Annotated in this window: 16 protein-coding genes; 9 read left to right on the top strand and 7 right to left on the bottom strand. The window is 68.7% G+C overall.

From position 1 onward, the window contains the following. Positions 1-5: 5 nt before the first annotated feature. The 7 genes from ABD927_RS06950 (at position 6) to ABD927_RS06920 (ending at position 7959) form a co-directional block, all read left to right on the top strand. Positions 6-896: a LysR family transcriptional regulator gene (locus ABD927_RS06950; RefSeq protein WP_345247694.1), complete on the top strand. Its 891-nt coding sequence runs from the start codon at positions 6-8 to the stop codon at positions 894-896. 137 nt (positions 897-1033) lie between these two features. Continuing rightward, positions 1034-2698 (top strand): hydantoinase B/oxoprolinase family protein, encoded by a 1665-nt coding sequence (locus tag ABD927_RS06945; protein ID WP_345247692.1) that lies wholly within the window; start codon positions 1034-1036, stop codon positions 2696-2698. A 3-nt stretch (positions 2699-2701) separates the two neighbouring features. After that, positions 2702-4828: a hydantoinase/oxoprolinase family protein gene (locus tag ABD927_RS06940; protein ID WP_345247690.1), complete on the top strand. Its 2127-nt coding sequence runs from the start codon at positions 2702-2704 to the stop codon at positions 4826-4828. 33 nt (positions 4829-4861) lie between these two features. Next, positions 4862-5884, top strand: coding sequence for a phosphoglycerate dehydrogenase (locus tag ABD927_RS06935; protein ID WP_345247688.1), 1023 nt, complete (start codon positions 4862-4864; stop codon positions 5882-5884). Positions 5885-5930: 46 nt separating this feature from the next. Beyond that, positions 5931-7319: an acyclic terpene utilization AtuA family protein gene (locus tag ABD927_RS06930; RefSeq protein WP_345247686.1), complete on the top strand. Its 1389-nt coding sequence runs from the start codon at positions 5931-5933 to the stop codon at positions 7317-7319. An 11-nt stretch (positions 7320-7330) separates the two neighbouring features. Further along, positions 7331-7639 (top strand): DUF4387 domain-containing protein, encoded by a 309-nt coding sequence (locus ABD927_RS06925; RefSeq protein WP_345247684.1) that lies wholly within the window; start codon positions 7331-7333, stop codon positions 7637-7639. Between the two features lie 47 nt (positions 7640-7686). Beyond that, the gene (locus ABD927_RS06920; RefSeq protein ID WP_345247682.1) at positions 7687-7959 is read left to right on the top strand and encodes an oxidative damage protection protein; all 273 of its coding nucleotides are present in this window, start codon (positions 7687-7689) and stop codon (positions 7957-7959) included. Positions 7960-8030: 71 nt separating this feature from the next. On the opposite strand, the gene phoU is transcribed toward ABD927_RS06920, so the two are convergent. The 5 genes from phoU to ABD927_RS06895 all read right to left on the bottom strand — a co-directional run bounded on the left by phoU (position 8031) and on the right by ABD927_RS06895 (position 14270). After that, positions 8031-8729: a phosphate signaling complex protein PhoU gene (phoU, locus tag ABD927_RS06915; protein WP_345247680.1), complete on the bottom strand. Its 699-nt coding sequence runs from the start codon at positions 8727-8729 to the stop codon at positions 8031-8033. A gap of 100 nt (positions 8730-8829) precedes the next feature. Continuing rightward, positions 8830-9516, bottom strand: a complete 687-nt coding sequence (gene rpiA / locus ABD927_RS06910; RefSeq protein WP_345247678.1) for a ribose-5-phosphate isomerase RpiA — start codon at positions 9514-9516, stop codon at positions 8830-8832. 109 nt (positions 9517-9625) lie between these two features. Next, complete coding sequence (locus ABD927_RS06905; protein ID WP_345247676.1) at positions 9626-11110, bottom strand: DNA recombination protein RmuC; 1485 nt, start codon at positions 11108-11110, stop codon at positions 9626-9628. 241 nt (positions 11111-11351) lie between these two features. Further along, positions 11352-11789, bottom strand: a complete 438-nt coding sequence (locus tag ABD927_RS06900) for a group II truncated hemoglobin (protein ID WP_345247674.1) — start codon at positions 11787-11789, stop codon at positions 11352-11354. A 9-nt stretch (positions 11790-11798) separates the two neighbouring features. Beyond that, positions 11799-14270: an ABC transporter permease gene (locus ABD927_RS06895; RefSeq protein ID WP_345247909.1), complete on the bottom strand. Its 2472-nt coding sequence runs from the start codon at positions 14268-14270 to the stop codon at positions 11799-11801. Positions 14271-14529: 259 nt separating this feature from the next. Between ABD927_RS06895 and katG the strand changes: the two genes are divergently transcribed. Next, complete coding sequence (gene katG / locus ABD927_RS06890; RefSeq protein WP_345247672.1) at positions 14530-16731, top strand: catalase/peroxidase HPI; 2202 nt, start codon at positions 14530-14532, stop codon at positions 16729-16731. A 207-nt stretch (positions 16732-16938) separates the two neighbouring features. Here the strand turns inward: katG and pnp are convergent, their stop codons facing one another. Both pnp and rpsO read right to left on the bottom strand, forming a co-directional pair. Further along, the gene (pnp, locus tag ABD927_RS06885) at positions 16939-19050 is read right to left on the bottom strand and encodes a polyribonucleotide nucleotidyltransferase (protein ID WP_345247670.1); all 2112 of its coding nucleotides are present in this window, start codon (positions 19048-19050) and stop codon (positions 16939-16941) included. A gap of 194 nt (positions 19051-19244) precedes the next feature. After that, positions 19245-19514: a 30S ribosomal protein S15 gene (gene rpsO, locus ABD927_RS06880; RefSeq protein ID WP_345247668.1), complete on the bottom strand. Its 270-nt coding sequence runs from the start codon at positions 19512-19514 to the stop codon at positions 19245-19247. 274 nt (positions 19515-19788) lie between these two features. Here rpsO and ABD927_RS06875 point away from each other — a divergent pair, with 274 nt between their 5' ends. Beyond that, on the top strand, positions 19789-20304 hold the full coding sequence (locus tag ABD927_RS06875; protein WP_345247666.1) for a hypothetical protein: 516 nt from the start codon (positions 19789-19791) through the stop codon (positions 20302-20304). Positions 20305-20374 lie beyond the last annotated feature (70 nt).

Genomic DNA, 20374 nt, shown 5'->3' with positions numbered 1-20374 from the left:
GGACCATGAAACAGCTCGAATTCTCCACCTTGCGGATCTTCGTGGCGGTTGCCGAAGAAGGCAGCCTGTCGGGCGCCGCGGAAAAGGTCCACCTGGCGATCGCCGCCGTCAGCAAGCGCATCACCGACCTGGAGGCCTCCAGCGGCGCCGCGCTGTTCCTGCGGCATGCGCGCGGCGTCTCGCTCACGCCGGCCGGCCATGCGCTGCTGCAGCACGCGCGCGAGATCCTGTTCCGCATCGACCAGATGCAGTCCGACCTGCACCAGTACACGCCCGGCATGAAGGGCCAGCTGCGGATCGCCTCCATCGGCACCGCGCTCAGCCAGTTCCTGCCCACCGACCTGAGCCACTTCAGCCGGGCCCACCCCAACGTGGTGATCGAGCTGAGCGAACTGCGCAGCACCGAGGTGATCGACGGCGTGCGCGACGGCCGCTTCGACATCGGCATCTTCGCCGCCACCACCCCGCACGACGGCCTGGCCACCTATCCCTACCATTCCGACGAGCTGTGCGTGGTGGTGCCGGGCGACCACCCGCTGGCCGGCCGCGCCAGCGTGCGCTTCGTCGACACCCTGGAATACCCCTATATCGGCCAGCCGCTGGGCAGCTCGCTGCTCAACACCCTGCTGGCCCACAGCGCGATGCGGCTCAAGGTCCGGTTCCACGTCCGCAGCGGCCACATCTTCTGCCGCATGGTGCACGAGGGCCTGGGCATCGGCGTGATGCCGGCGCAGTTCACCCAGCCGCACGCCGCCTCGATGAACATCCGCGCGCTGCGGCTCGACGAATCCTGGGCACGGCGCGAGATCTACGTGGGCGCCCGTTCCGAGCAAGGACTGTCGGCGCCGGCCCAGGAATTCATCGGCCATCTGCGCACGCCCGACGCCATGCGCTAGGCGCGGCGCGGCTTCGCGGGCAGCTTTCGCGCAGCGCGAAAGCTCGCTTGCACCATCGCTAAACCGGCGTCCGTCCCCGGTCTATATCATCGCCCCTCGCTCCTGGGGAACAGGCGACGAACCGAGGATTCCATTCCATGCACAACGAAGACATCGACCCCATCACGCTCGAGATCTGGTGGAGCCGGCTGATCGCCATCGCCGACGAATCGGCGACCGCGCTGCTGCGCACGGCCTTCACCACCATCATCCGCGAATCCAACGACTACGCCACCGCGCTGATGAACGCCGACGGCGACACGCTGGCCGAGTGCAGCGGCGGCATCCCCGCCTTCGCCGGCCTGCTGGGCACCACCACCCGCTCCTTCCTGGCCAAATTCCCGGCCCGCGAATGGCAGCCGGGCGACTGCGTCATCACCAACGATCCCTGGCTGGCGGCCGGGCACCTGCCCGACATCGCGATGGTCACGCCCGTTTTCTACGAAGGCCGGCTGGTGGGCTTCACCGGTTCGGTCGCGCATTCGGCCGACATCGGCGGCAGCCTGGGCGCGGAAAACCAGGAGCTGTTCGAGGAAGGCATCTGCATCCCGCCGATGCGGCTGTACCGCGCCGGCGAGCGCAACGAAGCGATGCTGGAGCTGTTCCTGAAGAACGTGCGCCTGCCCAAGCTGGTGCTGGGCGACCTGGAGGCCCAGCTGACGGCCAACCAGGTGTGCCGCCAGCGCGCGATCGAATTCCTGCAGGACACCGGGCTCAAGGACTTCCAGCACCTGTCGCACATCGTCCACCTCAAGGCCGAACAGGCGATGCGGCGCGCCATCGAGGCCATTCCCGACGGCGTCTACCGGGCCGGCGTCGACGCCGACGGCTTCGACCACCAGCCCACCCACATCGAGTGCACCGTCACGGTGGCCGGCAGCGAGATGACGCTCGACTACGCCGGCACCTCCAGGCAGATCAACCGCGGCATCAACTGCGTGCTGAACTACACCAAGGCCTATTCGCTGTACCCGGTGAAATGCCTGCTGGACCCGCGCACGCGCCGCAACGCCGGCTCGTATCGGCCGATCAAGGTGACGGCGCCGGCCGGCACCATCGTCAATCCCAACTACCCGGCCCCGGTGGCCGCGCGCCACCTGACCGGCCACATCCTGTGCTGCGCCATCTACCAGGCGTTGTCGCAGGTGATACCCGACCGCGTAATCGCCGACAGCGGCGGCGCGCCGGCGATGCGGGCCCGTTTCTCGGGCCTCGATGCCCAGGGCGGACGCTACACGCTGGCGCTGTTCGCCAGCGCCGGCATGGGCGCCTCGCCTCGGCGCGACGGCCTGTCGGCCACCGCCTTCCCGACCAATTCGGGCGCCGGCAGCGTCGAGGCGCTGGAATCGGTGTCGTCGCTGCTGTTCAAGAAAAAGGAGCTGCGCGTGGACTCGGGCGGCGCCGGCCGCTTCCGCGGCGGCCTGGGCCAGGAGATCGAGGTGCAGAACATCTCGTCCACGCCGATCCAGATGACCATCACCGGCGACCGCGAGAAGCATCCCGCGCTCGGCATCCTGGGCGGCCAGGCCGGCGCGGTGGCTTCGGCCCGGCTCGACAACGGCAAGACCCCGCGGCTGAAATCCAAGACCCCCATCGAACCGGGCGCCAGCGCCACGCTGTATTTCGCCGGCGGCGGCGGCTACGGGCCGCCCGAGGAACGCTCGCTCGATGCCATCGCCTACGACATCCGCAACGGCTACACGACCCTCGAACAGGCGCGCAAGGACTACGGCGCCCGGGTCGACGCCATCGCCAGCAGGTAAGCCATGCAAAAAACCACACTGATCGGCGTCGACATCGGCGGCACCTTCACCGACTTCGTCCTGCACGACGAGGCCCGCGGCATCACCCGCACCGGCAAGCGCCTGACCACGCCGGAAGCGCCGAGCGTGGCCATCGTCGAAGGCATCCGCCGGCTGCTGGCCGAAACCGATACCCACCCGTCGCAGCTGCACAGCATCGTGCACGGCACCACGCTCATCACCAACACCGTGCTGGAGCGCACCGGCGCCAGGGTGGGGCTGCTGACCACCGAGGGCTTCCGCGACGTGCTCGAAATGGGCCGCGAGATCCGCTACGACGTAGACGACCTGTACATGGACCCGGTGCCGGTCATCGTGCCGCGCTACCTGCGCCGCGGCGTGGCCGGCCGCATCCTGGCCGACGGCAGCCAGCATACGCCGCTCGACGAAGAGGGCGTGGCGGCCGCGGTGCGCGCGCTGGTGGAAGAGGAAAAAATCGAGGCGCTGGCGGTGGCCTTCCTGCATTCCTACCGCAACCCGGCGCACGAGCGGCGCGCGCTGGCCATCATCAAGGACATGTACCCCGGCTTGCTGGTGACCCTGTCGGCCGAGGTGGCGCCCGAGATCCGCGAATACGAACGCAGCAACACCGCCTGCGTCAACGCCTACGTGCAGCCGCGCGTGCATGGCTACCTGGACCGCCTGGGCAGCGACCTGGCCGGCCTGGGCTTCGCAGGCGACCTCTACATCATGCTGTCGGGCGGCGGCATCACCACGGTCGACGACGCCAAGGCCTACCCGGTGCGGCTGATCGAATCGGGGCCGGCGGCCGGCGCCATGGCGGCCTCCTACATCGCGCACGCCACCGGCGAGAACCGGCTGATCTCGTTCGACATGGGCGGCACCACCGCCAAGATGTGCCTGATCGAGAACGGCCAGCCGCACACCAAGCACGAGTTCGAGGCCGGCCGGCTGGACCGCTTCAAGCAGGGCTCGGGCCTGCCGCTGCGCGTAACCGTGGTCGACATGATCGAGATCGGCGCCGGCGGCGGTTCGATCGCCGGCATCGACAGCGTCGGCCTGATGAAGGTCGGCCCGCGCAGCGCGAGTTCCGTGCCCGGCCCGGTGGCCTACGGCCGCGGCGGCACCGAGCCCACCGTGACCGACGCCGACCTGTTCCTCGGCTACCTGAACCCGCAATACTTCCTGGGCGGCGAAATGGCGCTGTCGCTGGGCGCCGTCAAGGACGCGCTCAAGCGGCGCCTGGCCGACCCGCTCGGCATCGACCCGGTGGCGGCGGCGCGCGGCATCCAGGGCATCGTCGACGAAAACATGGCGGCCGCCACCCGCATGCACCTGTCGGAAAAAGGCCGCGACCCGCGCGCCTATTCGCTGATCGCCTTCGGCGGCGCCGGCCCGGTTCACGCCTATGCGCTGGCCAAGCTGCTCAAGGTGAAGCGGCTGATCGTGCCGCCGGGCGCGGGCGTGATCTCGGCCTTCGGCTTCCTGGTGGCCGCGCCCGCGGTCGACCTGGTGCGCGGCTACGCCACCGCGCTGGCCCAGGCCGACTGGGCCCACGTCAACGCCCTGTACGCCGAGATGGAAGCCTGCGCCCGCGCGCTGCTGCGGCAGGCCGGCTCGGATCTGGGCGAACTGTCCCTGACCTGGACCGCCGACATGCGCTACCTGGGCCAGGCCTTCGAGATCTCGGTCACCCTGCCCCAGGGCCCGCTGGATGCCAGCCACGCCGACGCGATCCGCCAGGCCTTCGCCGACACCTATGCCGGCCTGTTCGGCCACGTGGTCGACAACGTGCCGCTGGAAGTCACCAACTGGCGCCTGGCGGCGGCGCTGCCCGGCCGGCGCATCAGCCTGGCGCACCCGTCGGGCAGCGGTTCGCCCCTGCGCGGCGAGCGGCCGGTGTATTTTGCAGGCTTCGGCGACGTGCCCAGCCAGGTACTGGACCGCTACGGGATGGAGCCGGGCCAGGTATGGCATGGCCCGGCCGTGATCGAGGAACGCGAGTCGACCTGCTGCGTCGGCCCCGACTGCACGTTCCGGATCGACGACCACTACAACCTGGTGGTCGACATCGACTACGGCCAGACCCGGGCGCAGGCCGCCGAGGCCGCCCCGGCGCACGCTTCGTAAGCTTGCGCCGCCATCGAATCCAGGAGGAGATTCATGCCCCCCAGCAACAAGCGCAAGATCGTCGTCACCCAGCGCTTCTTCGACGATGAAACCCTGGCCTATCTGCACGCCAACGGCTGCGAGGTCGAAATCGCCGAGCTGCCGCCCGGCCAGGCCGACGGCGAACTCACCCACGACCACCTGGTTGGCCTGCTGAAGGATGCCCACGGCTGGATCGTCGGCCATGCGCGCGTGACCCGCGCGCTGCTGCAGGCGCTGCCGAAGCTGCAGGTGGTGTCGCGGCGCGGCGTCGGCTACGAACGCGTGGACCTCGACGCCGCGCGCGACCTCGGCAAGGTGGTGGCGGTGGCGGCCGGCGGCAATGCCGCGTCGGTGGCCGACCACGCCATCGGCATGATGATCGCCGTCGGCCGCCGCCTGCGCGAATCGCAGCAAAACATGCTGAACGGCAACTGGTCGATCCTGCTCGGCACCGACCTCTACCGCAAGACGGTGGGCGTGGTCGGGCTGGGCCGCATCGGCCGCGGCGTGGTGCAGCGGCTGCGCGGTTTCGAATGCAACATCCTGGTCCACGCGCCGCGACCCGACGCCGCCTATGCGCGCGAGGCCGGCATCGCCTATGCAGACCTGCCCACGCTGTTCGCGCAGAGCGACTACCTGACCCTGCACGCGCCGCTCACCGACGCCACCCGCCATCTGGTGAACCGCGACACTATCGGGAAGATGAAGCGCACCGCCATCCTGATCAACACCGCCCGCGGCGGCCTGGTGGAAGACGCCCACCTGCTGGCCGCGCTCAAGGAAGGCCGCCTGGGCGGCGCCGGGCTCGACGTGTTCATGAGCGAAAGCGATCCCTCCTACCGTTCCGTCACCGACGAACTGCTGGCGCTGCCCAACGTGGTCGCCACGCCGCACGCCGGCGCCTCGACCAAGGAAGGTCTGGACCGCACCAACATGATCGCGGCGCGTTCCATCGTGGCGGTGCTGGACGGCGGTTCGCCGCCGCCCGAGTGCGTGGTGGCCGACGGCCGCACGAACCGGCCGCAATCCGCCTGAGGCCTTTTCCGGCATGACGACAATCACTACACCAACGAGGCACGATATGACCGATAGCTCAGTCGAAGTACGGGTGCTGGCCGCATCCGGCGTATGCGGCTCGGGTTTCAAGGAGAGTTCGCTGGAGGCGGGCCTGGCCCGCAATCCGCATTTCATCGGCTGCGACGCCGGCTCCACCGATCCCGGGCCGTTCTCGCTCGGCTCGGGCAAGACCGCTTTCCCGCTGCGCGCGATCAAGCGCGACCTGCGGCTGATGCTCAAGGCGGCCCGCAAGGCGAAGATCCCGCTGCTGCTCGGCTCGGCCGGCACGGCCGGCGGCAAGCCCCACCTGGAACTGGTCAGGCAGATGGTGCTCGACATCGCGCGCGAGGAGAAGCTGTCGTTCAAGCTGGCGCTGATCCATGCCGAGCAGGACAAGGAATACCTCAAGAAGCGCCTGGCCGAAGGCCGCATCAAGCCGCTGAAGCCGGCGCCCGAATTCGACGCCGGCGTGATCGATCGCTCCACCCGCATCGTCGGCATGATGGGCGAGGAACCCTATCTGCGCGCGCTCGACGAAGGCGCCGAGGTGGTGATCGCCGGCCGCTCCAGCGACTGCGCGATCTTCGCCGGCATCCCGATCCGCATGGGCGTGGCGCCGGGCATCGCCTGGCACGCCGCCAAGATCCTCGAATGCGGCGCCGCCGCCGCGGTGGCGCGCCCTGCCCCCGACTCGATGCTTGCCACGCTGCGCGCCGACCACTTCGACCTCGAACCGCTCGACCCGGAACTGCGCTGCAGCCCGCTCAGCGTGGCCGCCCACAGCCTGTACGAAAACGCCGACCCCTACCGCCTGATCGAATCGAGCGGCGTGCTGGACCTGACCACCGCCAGCTACGAGGCGCTGGACGACCGCCGCGTGCGGGTGCGCGGCAGCCGCTTCGAACCGGCGCAAACGTACACCGTCAAGCTGGAAGGCGCCGAGATGGCGGGCTACCAGAGCATCGTGATCGGCGGCATCCGCGATCCCTACATCATCCGCCAGCTCGACAGCTGGCTGGAACGCCTGCGCGCCGCCGTGGCCAAGCGCGTGGCCGACGTCTTCGCCGACGATCCGGAGGCCGGCAAGCACCTGTTCAACATCCGCGTCTACGGCAAGGACGGCGTGATGGGGCCGCTGGAACCGGTGCGCGAGGTCAAGTCGCACGAGGTCTGCCTGGTGCTGGAGGTGACCGCCGCCACCCAGGAAGCCGCCTCCACCATCGTCTCGATGGCGCGCCACCAGGCCCTGCACCTGCCGATCCCGGAATGGAAGGGCTTCATCACCGGCGTGGCCTGCACCTACAGCCCCGCCCACATCGAGCGCGGCCCGGCCTACCGGTTCTGCGTCAACCACGTCGTCGAACCGGACGACCCCTACGAAATGTTCCCCATCGAACACGTAACCGTCGGCTGAGGAGACCGAACATGACCACACTGGGCGAATTGGCGCGGCTGATCCGCAGCAAGAACGCAGGGCCGTTCGAGCTGACCTTCGACATCATGTTTGCCGAAGAAGAAAATTTCCGCCGCGTGCGCGACAGCAAGGTGCTGACGCGCGAGCTGATCGCGGGCATCTACCGGGTGCCGCCCGACGACGTGAAGTTCTTCGTGGTGCCGGAGGCGCTGGCCTTCAAGGCCTCGATCCCGCGCCCGCGCTTCCAGGGCGACCTGCTCGACACCGACGGCCACGGCGGCCAGCAGTACGCGCCGCTGGTGGACATCGAAATCCCCTGATTCGATACAATCCGGGGATCGCAACGAATCACGCAGGCAGGTGCCCCATGGCAAGAACAGTCTATTGCGTCAAGCTGAAGCGCGAAGCCGAAGGGCTCGACTTCCCGCCCTACCCCGGCGAACTCGGCACCAAGATCTGGCAGAACGTCTCGAAAGAGGCCTGGCAGGAATGGATGCAGACGCAAACACGCCTGGTCAACGAAAACCGCCTCAACCTGGCCGACGCGCGCGCCCGCAAGTACCTGGCGCAGCAGATGCAGCGCTTCCTGTTCGAAGACGGCAACGTCGAAGCCCAGGGCTACGTCCCGCCCTCGGCCTGAAGACGATCCCCAAACGAACGGGCCATGCCGAAACGCCGCATGGCCCGTTTGTTTTGCGTCGAGCGGCCCGGTCAGCTCGCGGCTTCGCGCTCCACGTTGTCTACGCCGGTGTGCCGCACGTCGCGACCCTTCACCATGTAGACCACCAGCTCGCACATGTTCTTGGCATGGTCGCCTATGCGCTCCAGCGCCTTGGCGATGAACAGCAGCTCGATCGAACGCGAAATGGTGCGCGGATCCTCGATCATGTAGGTGATCAGCTGGCGGATCACGCCCTGCCATTCGGTGTCCACGCTCTTGTCCTGCCGCACCACCTGGGCCGCGGCCTGGGCGTCGAGCCGGGCGAAGGCGTCGAGCGCCTTGCGCAGCATGGTCACCACGCTGTTGGCCATGTGCCACAGCTCGACCGCGGGCATGTTCATGCGGCCGGCTTCGTGGATCATCTTGGACATGCGGGCGATCTTCTCGGCCTCGTCCCCGGCGCGCTCCATGTCGGTGATCATCTTGATCACGGTGATCAGCATGCGCAGATCGCCGGCCGCCGGCTGGCGGCGCGCCATGATGTGGCTGCAGGCCTCGTCGAGCTCGATCTCGAACTGGTTGACCTCCGCGTCGCGGACGATCACGCGCTCGAGCGCGACCAGGTCGCCGTTGGCCAGGCCATCGATGGCCGCCGTGATCTGGGACTCGACCAGACCGCCCATCTGCAGAAAGCGCGACCTGACTTCTTCGAGTTCCGTATCGAATTGCTTGTGGGTATGTTCGGTCATGCCGGCTCCTGACGAATGGTCGTGGGCAGTCGCTTATTTCGGATAGCGAAGTTTATGAACGGTACATGACAAGAATATGTCGACCACCCGGCCAGGGGCTCTATACATGCCTGGGTTTATCTAGGCGCCGCACGCCGTTTTGCGTGGCCAGCAGCGCGACGTCGGCGCCGCGCAGCGCGAACAGCCCGCAGGTCACCACGCCGGGGATGTCGTTGATGACTTTTTCCAGGCCTTTCGGCTCGGCGATCCGGATGCCGTGCACGTCGAGGATCACGTTGCCGTTGTCGGTGGTGAAGCCGGCGCGCAGGCGCGGCTGGCCGCCCAGCAGGCGCAGCGCGCGCGCCACCGCCTCGCGCGCCATAGTAATCACTTCCACCGGCAGCGGGAAGGCGCCCAGGTTTTCCACCAGCTTGGATTCGTCGGCGATGCAGATGAAGCGCTCGGCCACCGACGCGACGATTTTCTCGCGCGTGAGCGCGCCGCCGCCGCCCTTGATCATGTGCAGGTGATCGTCGATCTCGTCGGCGCCGTCCACGTAGATCGGCATGGAGGCCACGTCGTTCAGGTCGAACACGGCCAGGCCGTGGCCCGCCAGCCGCGCGGCGCTGCGCTCGGAGCTGGCCACCGTGCCGCGGATGCGGCCCCGGTAGGCGGCCAGGCCGTCGATGAACAGGTCGGCGGTCGAGCCGGTGCCGACGCCGATCACGACGTCGGGCGCGGCGACTTCCTCGACGAAGGCCAGGGCGGCATCGGCCGCCTGCTGCTTGAGCTGTTGTTGGGAAAGCATGGAGCGATGAACCCGCGGATGAAAGACAGGAAGACACTTTAGCAGAGCGCCGCGCCGCCCCGCGCGGGCCGGCCGCGGGCAAGGCTGGCCAGGGTCGCGGCCCGGCGGCTCAGTTGCCGCCCGCCTCCGCCCCCGGTTCCTCGTCGGCGGCGTCGTCGCTTCCCAGCAACTGCTGCGCCTCGGTTTCGGGCAGCGCCTCGACCGTGCGCAGGTTGCGCAGCATCACCCGCGTGCGGGTCTCCGTCTGGCCGATCTTGTTGCTGGCGGTCTCCAGCGTCTTTTTGACGCTGGCCAGCGCATCGCCGAACTTGCCGAATTCGGACTTGACCGCGCCCAGCACCTTCCAGACCTCCGACGAACGCTGCTCGATCGCCAGCGTGCGAAAGCCCATCTGCAGGCTGTTGAGCAGCGCCGCCAAAGTGCTGGGCCCGGCCACGTTGATGCGCAGCCCGTGCAGCCGGTCGACCAGCGAGGTGCGCCGCAGCACTTCGGCATACAGGCTCTCGGTGGGCAGGAACATGATGGCGAAGTCGGTGGTGTGCGGCGGCGCCACGTATTTGCCGGCGATGCGCCGGGCCTCCAGCTCGACGCAGCGCTCGAAGGCCGTGCCGGCCGCCCGCAGCGCTTCGGCGTCGGCGCGCTCCTGCGCCTCGACCAGGCGCTCGTATTCTTCCTTCGGGAACTTCGAATCGATCGGCAGCCAGACCGGCGCGCCGCCGTCGCCCCGGCCCGGCAGCCGGATGCCGTACTCCACCAGCTCGTCGCTGCCCGGCACCGGCTTGACGTTGCGGCCGTACTGGGCCGGCGTCATGGTCTGCTCGATCAGCATGCCGAGCTGGACTTCGCCCCAGGTGCCGCGCGCCTTGACGTTGGTCAGCACCCGTTTGAGGTCGCCCACGCCGGCCGCCAGCGTCTGCATCTCGCCCAGCCCCTTGTGCACGGCGTCGAGACGGTCGGACACCAGCCGGAACGATTCGCCCAGCCGCTGCTCCAGCGTGGCGTGCAGCTTCTCGTCGACGGTGCGGCGCATCTCTTCGAGCTTGGCCGCGTTGTCGGTCTGCAGGTCTTTCAGGCGCTGTTCCACCGCGGTCCGCACTTCGTTCATGCGGCGGTCGTTGACGTCGATCAGCGCCCTCAGCTGTTCGGAGAACTGTTCGGCGAAGCGCCGCAGCGACTGGCTGCTTTCCTCGCGCGTGGCCGCCGCGTCGCGCGCCAGCGAGGCGCGCACCGTCTCGAAGCGTTCCTGCAGCTGCGTGGTCAGCGCCACCAGGTTCTGCGCGAAGGCGTCGAGCTGCTGGTTCAATACCTGTGCCTGCTGCGCATGCTGGTGCCCAAAGGACTGCTGGCCCTGCGCCAGCGCCTGCACCAGCTCGCCGCGCAGGCCGCGCACGGATTCCGACAATTCGGTGCGCAAGCCGCGCTGGCTTTCGCCGATCTCGGCCCGCAAAGCGCGTTCCAGGCGCTCCTGGGTCGCCAGTACCTGATCGAGGCGACCGTCGCCCGCCTGCCGGCCGCGCGCCAGGACGGCGATCCATGCGCCGACCGCAGCCGCCACGGCGGCGATCGCGGCGATCCACGGCAGAAGCTCAGTCATGGGTGTGCCCTCCTGTCGCTGCGCGACATCCTTCCTGAGGGAGGGCGCGCGCCCCCTTCGGGCGGCCGGGCGGGCGCGCTCATTGGTGTACCCTCCTGTCGCTGCGCGACATCCTCCCCGGGGGAGGGCGCGCGCCCTTCGGGCGGCCGGGCGGGCGCGCTCACTGGTGTACCCTCCTGTCGCTGCGCGACATCCTCCCCGGGGGAGGGCGCGCGCCCTTCGGGCGGCCGGGCGGGCGCGCTCATGGCGCCTCCTGCCGGTTGCGCATCCAGTCGGCCGTTTCGTAGAACGACCCCAGCAGCCGCTCGGCCAGGGCGGGTTCGACGCCGACGTCCTGCATCGCGCGGCCCATGCAGACCACCCACTGGTCGCGTTCGGCGCGGCCGATGGAGAACGGCAGGTGGCGCGCCCGCAGCCGCGGGTGGCCGAAGCGGCTGATGTAATGGTCCGGCCCGCCCATCCAGCCGCACAGGAACCAGAACAGCTTGTTGCGGGCGTTGTCGAGCGAGGGCCCGTGCGCCGCGCGCAGTTCGGCCAGGTCGTCATCCAGGTCCATCAGGTCGTAGAAGCGATCGACCAATGCGCGCACTTTTTCCTCGCCGCCGATCCGCTCGAAGATCGTGACGGCCGGCTCGGCGGTTGCCGCCGGCGAAGTCGATGTGTTGTTGTCTGCTTGCATAAAAAATTATCAGGCCTCACGAAGCGTGGCCAGCGGCGGCTGCGTCAGCACGCCGCGCAGCCCCATCCAGCCGCCGGCCATGGCGCACAGCATGCCGGCCGCCAGGCCGGCCACCCACACCCACAGCTTGGGCTGCCAGCCGAAATCGAACACGAAATGCGCCAGCAGCGCGGCCACCACCGAGGCGCCGGCCGCGGCCAGCAGGCCGGCCAGCGCGCCGACGGCCGACAGCTCCAGCCATTGCGCCGCCGACAGCTGCTGCCGCGTCGCGCCCAGCGCGCGCAGCAGCCCGGCCTCGCGCACCCGCTCGTCGCGCGTGGAGGCCAGGGCCGCGTACAGTACCAGACAACCGGCGGCCAGCGTGAACAGGAACAGGAACTGCACCGCCGCCACCACCTGGTCGAGCACCGCCTGCACCTGGCGCAGGATGGCGCCGGTGTCGAACACCGTCAGGTTCGGGAAGCGGCGCACCAGGTCGCCGATCGCGCCGGCGCGGTCGTCCGGCACGTGCAGCGAGGTGATCCAGCTTTGCGGCATGCCGGCCATGACCGAGGGCGACATGATCGCGAAGAAATTCACCTTCATCGAATCCCAGTCCACCTTGCGCAGTCCGGCCACGCGCACGTCTATCTGGTTGCCGGCGATGTCGTAGCGCAGCATGTCGCCCACATGGATGCCCAAGGTCTGCGCGATGCCCTCCTCCATCGATACCTCGGCCGCATCCGGATGCAGCCAGCGCCCGCCGGCCAGCCGGTTGTGGCCGGGCAGTTCGTCCATGTACGACAGGTTGAATTCGCGATCCACCAGCCGCTTGGCGCGCGTGTCTTCGTAGTCGGCCGGCCCCACCGGCCGGTCGTTGATCGCGATCAGGCGGCCGCGGATCATCGGGTACAACTCGACCTGTTCCAGCCCCGCCTGCCGCAGCGCCTGCCTGACCGCGTCGCGCTGGTCGGGCTGGATGTTGATCAGGAAGCGGTTGGGCGCATCGGGCGGCGCCGCGCGGCGCCAGCCGTCGACCAGGTCGGTGCGCGTGATGGACAGCAGCAACAGCGCCATCAGGCCCACCGCCAGCGCGCACACCTGCGCCACCGTGGCGCCGCGCCGCCGCACCACGCCCGCCAGCGCGAAACGCAGCGCCACCGAGCCGCGCTGCCAGCGCCGCACCGGCTCCAGCAGCCGCACGCCGAACCAGCCCGCGCCGGCGAACACCAGGAAGCCGCCGAAAAACCCGCCCGCGATCATCGCGCCCAGCAGCAGGTCTTGCGCGAACCACAGCAACAGCAAAGCGAAGCCGAACGCCCCCACGCCGTAGCCGAGCGCGGTGCGGGCCTGCGGCATCCCGGTATCGCGCCGCAACACCCGCACCGGCGGCACGTGCCGCAACTGCGCCAGCGGCGGCAGGGCGAAGCCCAGCAGCAGCCACACGCCGGCCAGGAAGCCCTGCAGCGCCGGCAGCGCCGTGGCGCGCGGCAGTTCGGTAGTGATCAAGTCGCCCAGCGCGGCGATCAGCGCTTCGTGCGCGGCATAGCCGATCACGCTGCCCGCTGCCGAGGCGGCCAGCGCGAGGATCAGGAACTCGGCCGCGAACAACTGCGACACCCGCCGCTGCGTGGCGCCCAGGCAGCGCATCACGGCCACGCCGTCGAGGTGGCGCAGCGTGAAGCGGCGCGCCGCCAGTGCCACCGCGACGGCGGCGATCAGCGCCGCCAGCAGCGCCACCAGCGACAGGAAACGCTGCGCGCGGTCGATCGTCTGGCGCATCTCGGGCCGGCCCGAATCCAGCGTGTCGATCCGCTGGCCGCGCTCCAGGTTGGCGGCCGCCCAGCCCGCGTACTGCCTGACGGCCTCGGGCCGGCCGGCAACCAGCAGGCGGTAGGTGATACGGCTGCCGAAGGCCACCAGCCCGGTGCCGGGCAGGTCGTCGGCGCGGATCATCACGCGCGGCGCGATATTGATGAAATTCATGCCGCGGTCGGGCTCGATCGTGATGAGGCGGGCTATCCGGAAACGCTTGTCGCCCAGTTGCAGTTCGTCGCCCACGCGCGCCTGCAGCAGGCCCAGCAGCTGCGGATCGACCCATGCCGTGCCGTGCTCGGGAATACCGCCGGCCGGCGTGTCGGGGCCGGCCGGGTCGAGCGCCACGCGCACGCCGCCGCGCAGCGGATAGCCCGGCTCGACCGCCTTCAGCGCCGCCAGCTGCGAGCGCGCGTCGTCGCCGCTGCCGGCGCCGGCCATCGACGGGAACTGGATCGTTCCCGATACCTCCAGCCCCAGCTCGCGCGCGCGGTCCCGCTGCGCGGCCGACGGCGGCGTGTCGGACTGGATCACCAGGTCGGCGCCGAGCAGTTGTCCGGCATCGCGCACCAATGCGCCGCGGATGCGGTCGGCCAGGAAACCGACGCTGGTTACAGCCGACACCGCGATCACCAGCGCCAGGGCCAGCAGCCGCAATTCGCCGGCCCGCCAGTCGCGCGCCGCCATGCGCCAGGCCTGGCTCAACAAGGACGAAAAATCACGCAAGACCGTGCTCCCGGAACGAGCCGGAGAATCCGGCCCATCCACATAATATTTGTTTACGGAAGTTACCTGGGCTGAACAGTACGATCGGCAAGCGATGTATCCATTTGAAATTACCTAACGTTTCAATACAGGTAATTAATTTTACGAATGATGCCCGCACGCGTATCTTGCCCATACGGATTCGCCACCCGGCAGTCGTCGACATAGAAGGGGAAAACACATGTCTACCGAATCGAAGTGCCCGTTTTCGGGCGGAGCGCTCAATCGGGCATCCGTGGTCGGCCGGTCGAATATCGACTGGTGGCCGCAGCAGCTGAATCTGAAAATCCTGTCCCAGCACCCGCCGAAGTCCAATCCCATGGACAAAGACTTCAACTACGCCGAAGCGTTCAAGAGCCTGGACCTGGCGGCGGTGAAAAAAGACCTGCGCGAGCTGATGACAGACTCGCAGGACTGGTGGCCGGCCGATTTCGGCCACTACGGCCCCTTCTTCATCCGCATGGCATGGCACAGCGCCGGCACCTACCGCACCAGCGACGGCCGCGGCGGCGCCGGCTCCGGCCAGCAGCGCTTCGCGCCGCTCAACAGCTGGCCCGACAACGTCAGCCTCGACAAGGCGCGCCGCCTGATCTGGCCGATCAAACAGAAATACGGCCGCAAGATCTCCTGGGCCGACCTGATCGTCCTGACCGGCAACGTGGCCCTGGAATCGATGGGCTTCAAGACCTTCGGCTTCGGCGGCGGCCGCGAAGACGCCTGGGCGCCCGACGAGGACGTCTACTGGGGCGCCGAAACCGCCTGGCTGGGCGGCGACAAGCGCTACACCGGCGAGCGGCTGCTGGAAAACCCGCTGGCGGCCGTGCAGATGGGCCTGATCTACGTCAACCCCGAGGGCCCCGACGGCAACCCCGATCCGGTGGCCGCGGCCAAGGACATCCGCGAAACCTTCGCCCGCATGGCGATGAACGACGAGGAAACCGTCGCGCTGATCGCCGGCGGCCACACCTTCGGCAAGACCCACGGCGCCGGCCCGGCCACCCACGTGGGCCCCGAGCCCGAGGCCGCCGGCCTCGAAGAGCAGGGCCTGGGCTGGCGCAGCAGCTACGGCACCGGCGTGGGCGCCGATGCGATCACCAGCGGCCTGGAAGTGATCTGGACCACCACGCCCACCAGGTGGAGCAGCAATTTCTTCTGGAACCTGTTCGGCTACGACTGGGAACTGACCAAGAGCCCGGCCGGCGCACACCAATGGCAGCCCAAGGGCGGCGCCGGCGCCGGCACGGTGCCCGACCCGCACGATCCGGACAAGCGGCGCACGCCTGCCATGCTCACCACCGACCTCGCCTTGCGCTTCGACCCGGCCTACGAAAAGATCTCGCGCCGCTTCTACGAGAACCCGGACCAGTTCGCCGACGCCTTCGCCCGCGCGTGGTTCAAGCTGACCCACCGCGACATGGGCCCGCGCGTGCGCTACCTCGGCCCGGAAGTGCCGGCCGAAGAGCTGATCTGGCAGGATCCCATCCCCGCGGTCAACCACCCGCTGGTCGACGAACAGGATATCGCCGGCCTCAAGGCCAAAATCCTGGCCTCGGGCCTGTCGGTATCGGAACTGGTGTCGACCGCGTGGGCCTCGGCCTCCACCTACCGCGGCTCCGACAAGCGCGGCGGCGCCAACGGCGGGCGCATCCGTCTCGCCCCGCAAAAGGACTGGGAGATCAACCAGCCGCAGCAGCTGGCCAAGGTGCTGGAAACGCTGGAAGGCATCCGGGGCAGCTTCAATTCCGCGCAGACCGGCGACAAGAAAATCTCGCTGGCCGACCTGGTCGTGCTGGGCGGTTGTGCCGGCGTCGAACAGGCGGCCCGCAACGCCGGCCACAGCGTGACGGTCCCCTTCACGCCCGGCCGCATGGACGCCTCGCAGGAACAGACCGACGTCGAATCGTTCGCCGTGCTCGAACCGCTGGCCGACGGCTTCCGCAACTACCTGCGCGAGAAATACAGCGTGCCGGCCGAAGTCCTGCTGGTCGACCGGGCGCACCTGCTGACGCTGAGCGCGCCCGAAATGACGGTCCTGGTCGGCGGCCTGCGCGTGCTCGGCGCCAACGCCGACAAGAGCGACCACGGCGTCTTCACCAGGCAGCCCGGCGCGCTGACCAACGACTTCTTCGTCAACCTGCTCGACATGGGCACGCAGTGGAAAGCCCTGTCCGACGCGCAAGACCTGTTCGAAGGCCGCGACCGCAAGACCGGCGAAGTCAAATGGACCGGCACGCGCGTAGACCTGGTATTCGGCTCGAACTCCATCCTGCGCGCCCTGGCCGAGGTCTACGCCAGCGCCGACGCGAAAGAAAAGTTCGTGCGCGACTTCGTGACGGCCTGGACCAAGGTCATGAACCTCGACCGCTTCGACCTGGCCACCTGAGCCCGCTGCAGTAAATAAAACGGCGCCCGGGATTGCCCCCGGACGCCGTTTTTGCGGCAACCCCTCCAGGGCACAGCGGATCCGGCTTTGCCGGTCCGCCAGTGCCGCCCTGCGCATGCCACCGCCCCACCCAGGATGCGGCGGATCCGGCTCCGCCGGTCCGCGCGCATCGCCCCCTGGGGGGCGCGCGTAAGCGCGTAGGGGGGTTTACACAGCCTCTGCGTTGGCGATCGCCTTGATCGACAGGCGCAGGCGGCCCTTGTCGTCGGCCTCGATGACCTTGACGCGAACCTGCTGGCCTACCTTGAGCACATCGTTGATGTTGGCGATGCGGTGGTTGGCGATCTCGGAAATGTGCAGCAGGCCGTCGCGGCCCGGCAGCACTTGCACGATGGCGCCGAAATCGAGCAGGCGCAGCACGCTGCCTTCGTACACCTGGCCCACTTCGACGTCGGCGGTCAGGTCGGCGATGCGGCGCTGGGCTTCCTTGGCGCGGTCCAGGTCGACGCTGGAGATGACGATGGTGCCGTCGTCGGAGATGTCGATCTGGGTGCCGGTTTCCTCGGTCAGCGCGCGGATCGTGGCGCCGCCCTTGCCGATCACGTCGCGGATCTTCTCGGGGTTGATCTTCATCGACAGCATGCGCGGCGCGAAGGCCGACAGCTCGCCGCGCGAACCGTCGAGGGCCTCGCGCATCTTGCCGAGGATGTGCAGCCGGCCCTCGCGGGCCTGGGCCAGCGCGACCTGCATGATTTCCTTGGTGATGCCTTGGATCTTGATGTCCATCTGCAGCGCCGTCACGCCGTTGGCGGTGCCGGCCACCTTGAAGTCCATGTCGCCCAGGTGGTCCTCGTCGCCCAGGATGTCGGTCAGCACGGCGAACTTGCCGCCGTCCTTGATCAGGCCCATGGCCACGCCGGCCACGTGATCCTTGATCGGCACGCCGGCGTCCATCATCGCCAGCGAGCCGCCGCACACCGAAGCCATCGACGACGAGCCGTTGGATTCGGTGATTTCCGACACCACGCGGATGGTGTACTGGAAGTCTTGCGGCGCCGGCAGCATCGCCACCAGCGCGCGCTTGGCCAGGCGGCCGTGGCCCACTTCGCGCCGCTTGGGCGTGCCGATGCGGCCGGTTTCGCCGGTGGCGAACGGCGGCATGTTGTAGTGGAGCATGAAGCGGTCGCGGTACTCGCCCATCAGCGCGTCGATCACCTGCTCGTCCTGCTTGGTGCCGAGGGTGGCGATCACCAGCGCCTGGGTTTCGCCGCGGGTGAACAGCGCGCTGCCGTGGGCGCGCGGCAGCACGCCCAGGCGGATGCTGATCGGGCGCACCGTGCGGGTGTCGCGGCCGTCGATGCGGGGCTCGCCGTTCAGGATCTGGCCGCGCACGATCTGCGCCTCGAAGTCGAACAGGATGTTGTCGACCTCGACCGAATCCGGCACGTTGCCGCCGCTGGCCTCGGCCTGCGCGGCCAGGCGCGCATGTACGTCGGCGTAGACTTCGCGCAGGCGGGTGGTGCGGTCCTGCTTCTGGCGGATCTGGTAGGCGGCCTTCAGGCCTTCTTCGGCCACCGCGCGCACGGCGGCGATCAGCGGCTCGTTCTTGGCCGGCGGCTGCCAGTCCCACTCGGGCTTGCCGGCTTCGCGCACCAGGTCGTTGATGGCGTTGATGACGGCCTGCTGCTGCTCATGGCCGAACACCACGCCGCCCAGCATGATTTCTTCCGACAGCTCCTGCGCCTCGGATTCGACCATCAGCACGGCGGCGTCGGTGCCGGCCACCACCAGGTCGAGCTTGGAATTCTTCAGCTGCGAGGTGGTGGGGTTCAGCACGTACTGGCCGTCGATCCAGCCCACGCGGGCGGCGCCGATCGGGCCGTTGAACGGGATGCCGGAGATCGCCAGCGCGGCCGAGGAGCCGATCATCGCGGCGATGTCGGGATCGATCTCGGGATTGACCGACAGCGTGTGGATGACCACGTGCACGTCGTTGTAGAAGCCTTCCGGGAACAGCGGCCGCAGCGGGCGGTCGATCAGGCGGGAGGTCAGCGTTTCCTTTTCGGAGGGCTTGCCCTCGCGCTTGAAAAAGCCGCCGGGAATGCGGCCGGCCGCGTAGGTCTTCTCGATGTAGTCGACCGTCAGCGGGAAGAAATCCTGGCCCGGCTTGGCGCGCTTGGAACCGACCACGGTGGCGAGCACCACCGTGTCTTCGATCGACACGACCACGGCGCCCGACGCCTGGCGCGCGATTTCGCCGGTTTCCAGGGTGACGGTATGCTGGCCGTATTGGAATGTTTTGGTGACTTTATTGAACATGACAGGCATCCTTGTTGGTTGCCGCCCCGAAACGAAAATGCCTGTGACAGGCGGTCCTGACACAGGCACTCTTGAACTTCAGGACGGCATGGCGGGTGTGCCGGCGCGGCGGGGCCGCGACCGTGGAACACGGCCGGCCTCCGGCGCCCGGGCGGCGAACGCCGCGCGGGCATGGACCGCGCTGGCGGCGATGCTCACTTACGCAGACCGAGCTTCTCGATCAGCGCGCGGTAGGCGTCGGCGTTGCGGCCCTTGAGATAGTCGAGCAGCTTGCGGCGGCGGCTGACCATGCGCAGCAGGCCCCGGCGCGAGTGGTGGTCTTTGGTGTGCTCTTTGAAGTGACCGGTGAGCTCGTTGATGCGGGCGGTCAGCAGCGCGACCTGCACTTCGGGCGAACCGGTGTCGCCCTGGGCGCGCTGGAATTCTGAAACGATGCTTGCTTTGTTGATGTCAGCAACCGACATGATGTCCTCTCCAGACAGGCGGCGGGGCCGAGGCGCCCCGTCGTGAGTGATTTCTTGCGAACGGCCGCTTCCGGGTGCGCACCCGTGCTGCGGCATGAACTGCCGGCTATTGGCCGGGCAGCCAGTAAGTATAGCCCATCCCAGCGCTGTTGCGCCAGTTCCGGCCACCCGGGCCGCGCCTGGCGGTGCGCCGACGCCATACAATAACCATAACCTATCGCCGGCACGCGGCGCAGAACCGCCGCCGGGCTCACCAAGATTGGAGGACGGATCCATGGGCATTGCCAAATCCCTGCGCGGCGCGACCGCCGCCGCGGCCGCCGCGCTACTGCTGGCAGCCTGTGCCAGCCCCGCCAGCATCCAGCCCGGGGAGCCGCTCGGCTCGGTCACCCAGCGGCTGGGCCGGCCCACGCTCGAAATGCCGCGCCCCGACGGCGGCACCCGGCTGATCTGGTCGACCCAGCCGATGGGGCAGTTCGTCTGGGTGACCGACGTCGACGCCAGCGGCAAGACCATCTCCAACCAGCAGGCGCTGACCACCGAGAACTTCGACCGCATCAAGATCGGCGAATGGGATACCGAGCGCCTGCGGTACGAATTCGGGCCGCCGGCGGAAATCAGCCGCGTCGGGCTGCGCGGCGAGCATCTCGTCTGGTCGTACCGCTATCGGCAGGATGGGGTGTGGAACTCGCTGATGCATATCTACATCAGCGACAGCGGCAAGGTCGAGCGCTTCCATCCCGGGCCCGACCCGCTGGCCGAACCGCGCGACGGGATGTTCATGTTCTGAAACAGCGGGCCGGGCTTCGCGATGCCGGCCCTGCGCCATGCATAGGGCCACGGCCGGCGCGAGGCCGCGC

It is taken from the genome of Pigmentiphaga soli (genome assembly GCF_039541095.1).
In the GTDB taxonomy this organism is placed as follows: Bacteria; Pseudomonadota; Gammaproteobacteria; order Burkholderiales; family Burkholderiaceae_B; genus Pigmentiphaga; species Pigmentiphaga soli.
Note: the sequence above shows the minus strand (reverse complement) of the source record. Positions and strands in the feature narration are given on the sequence as shown.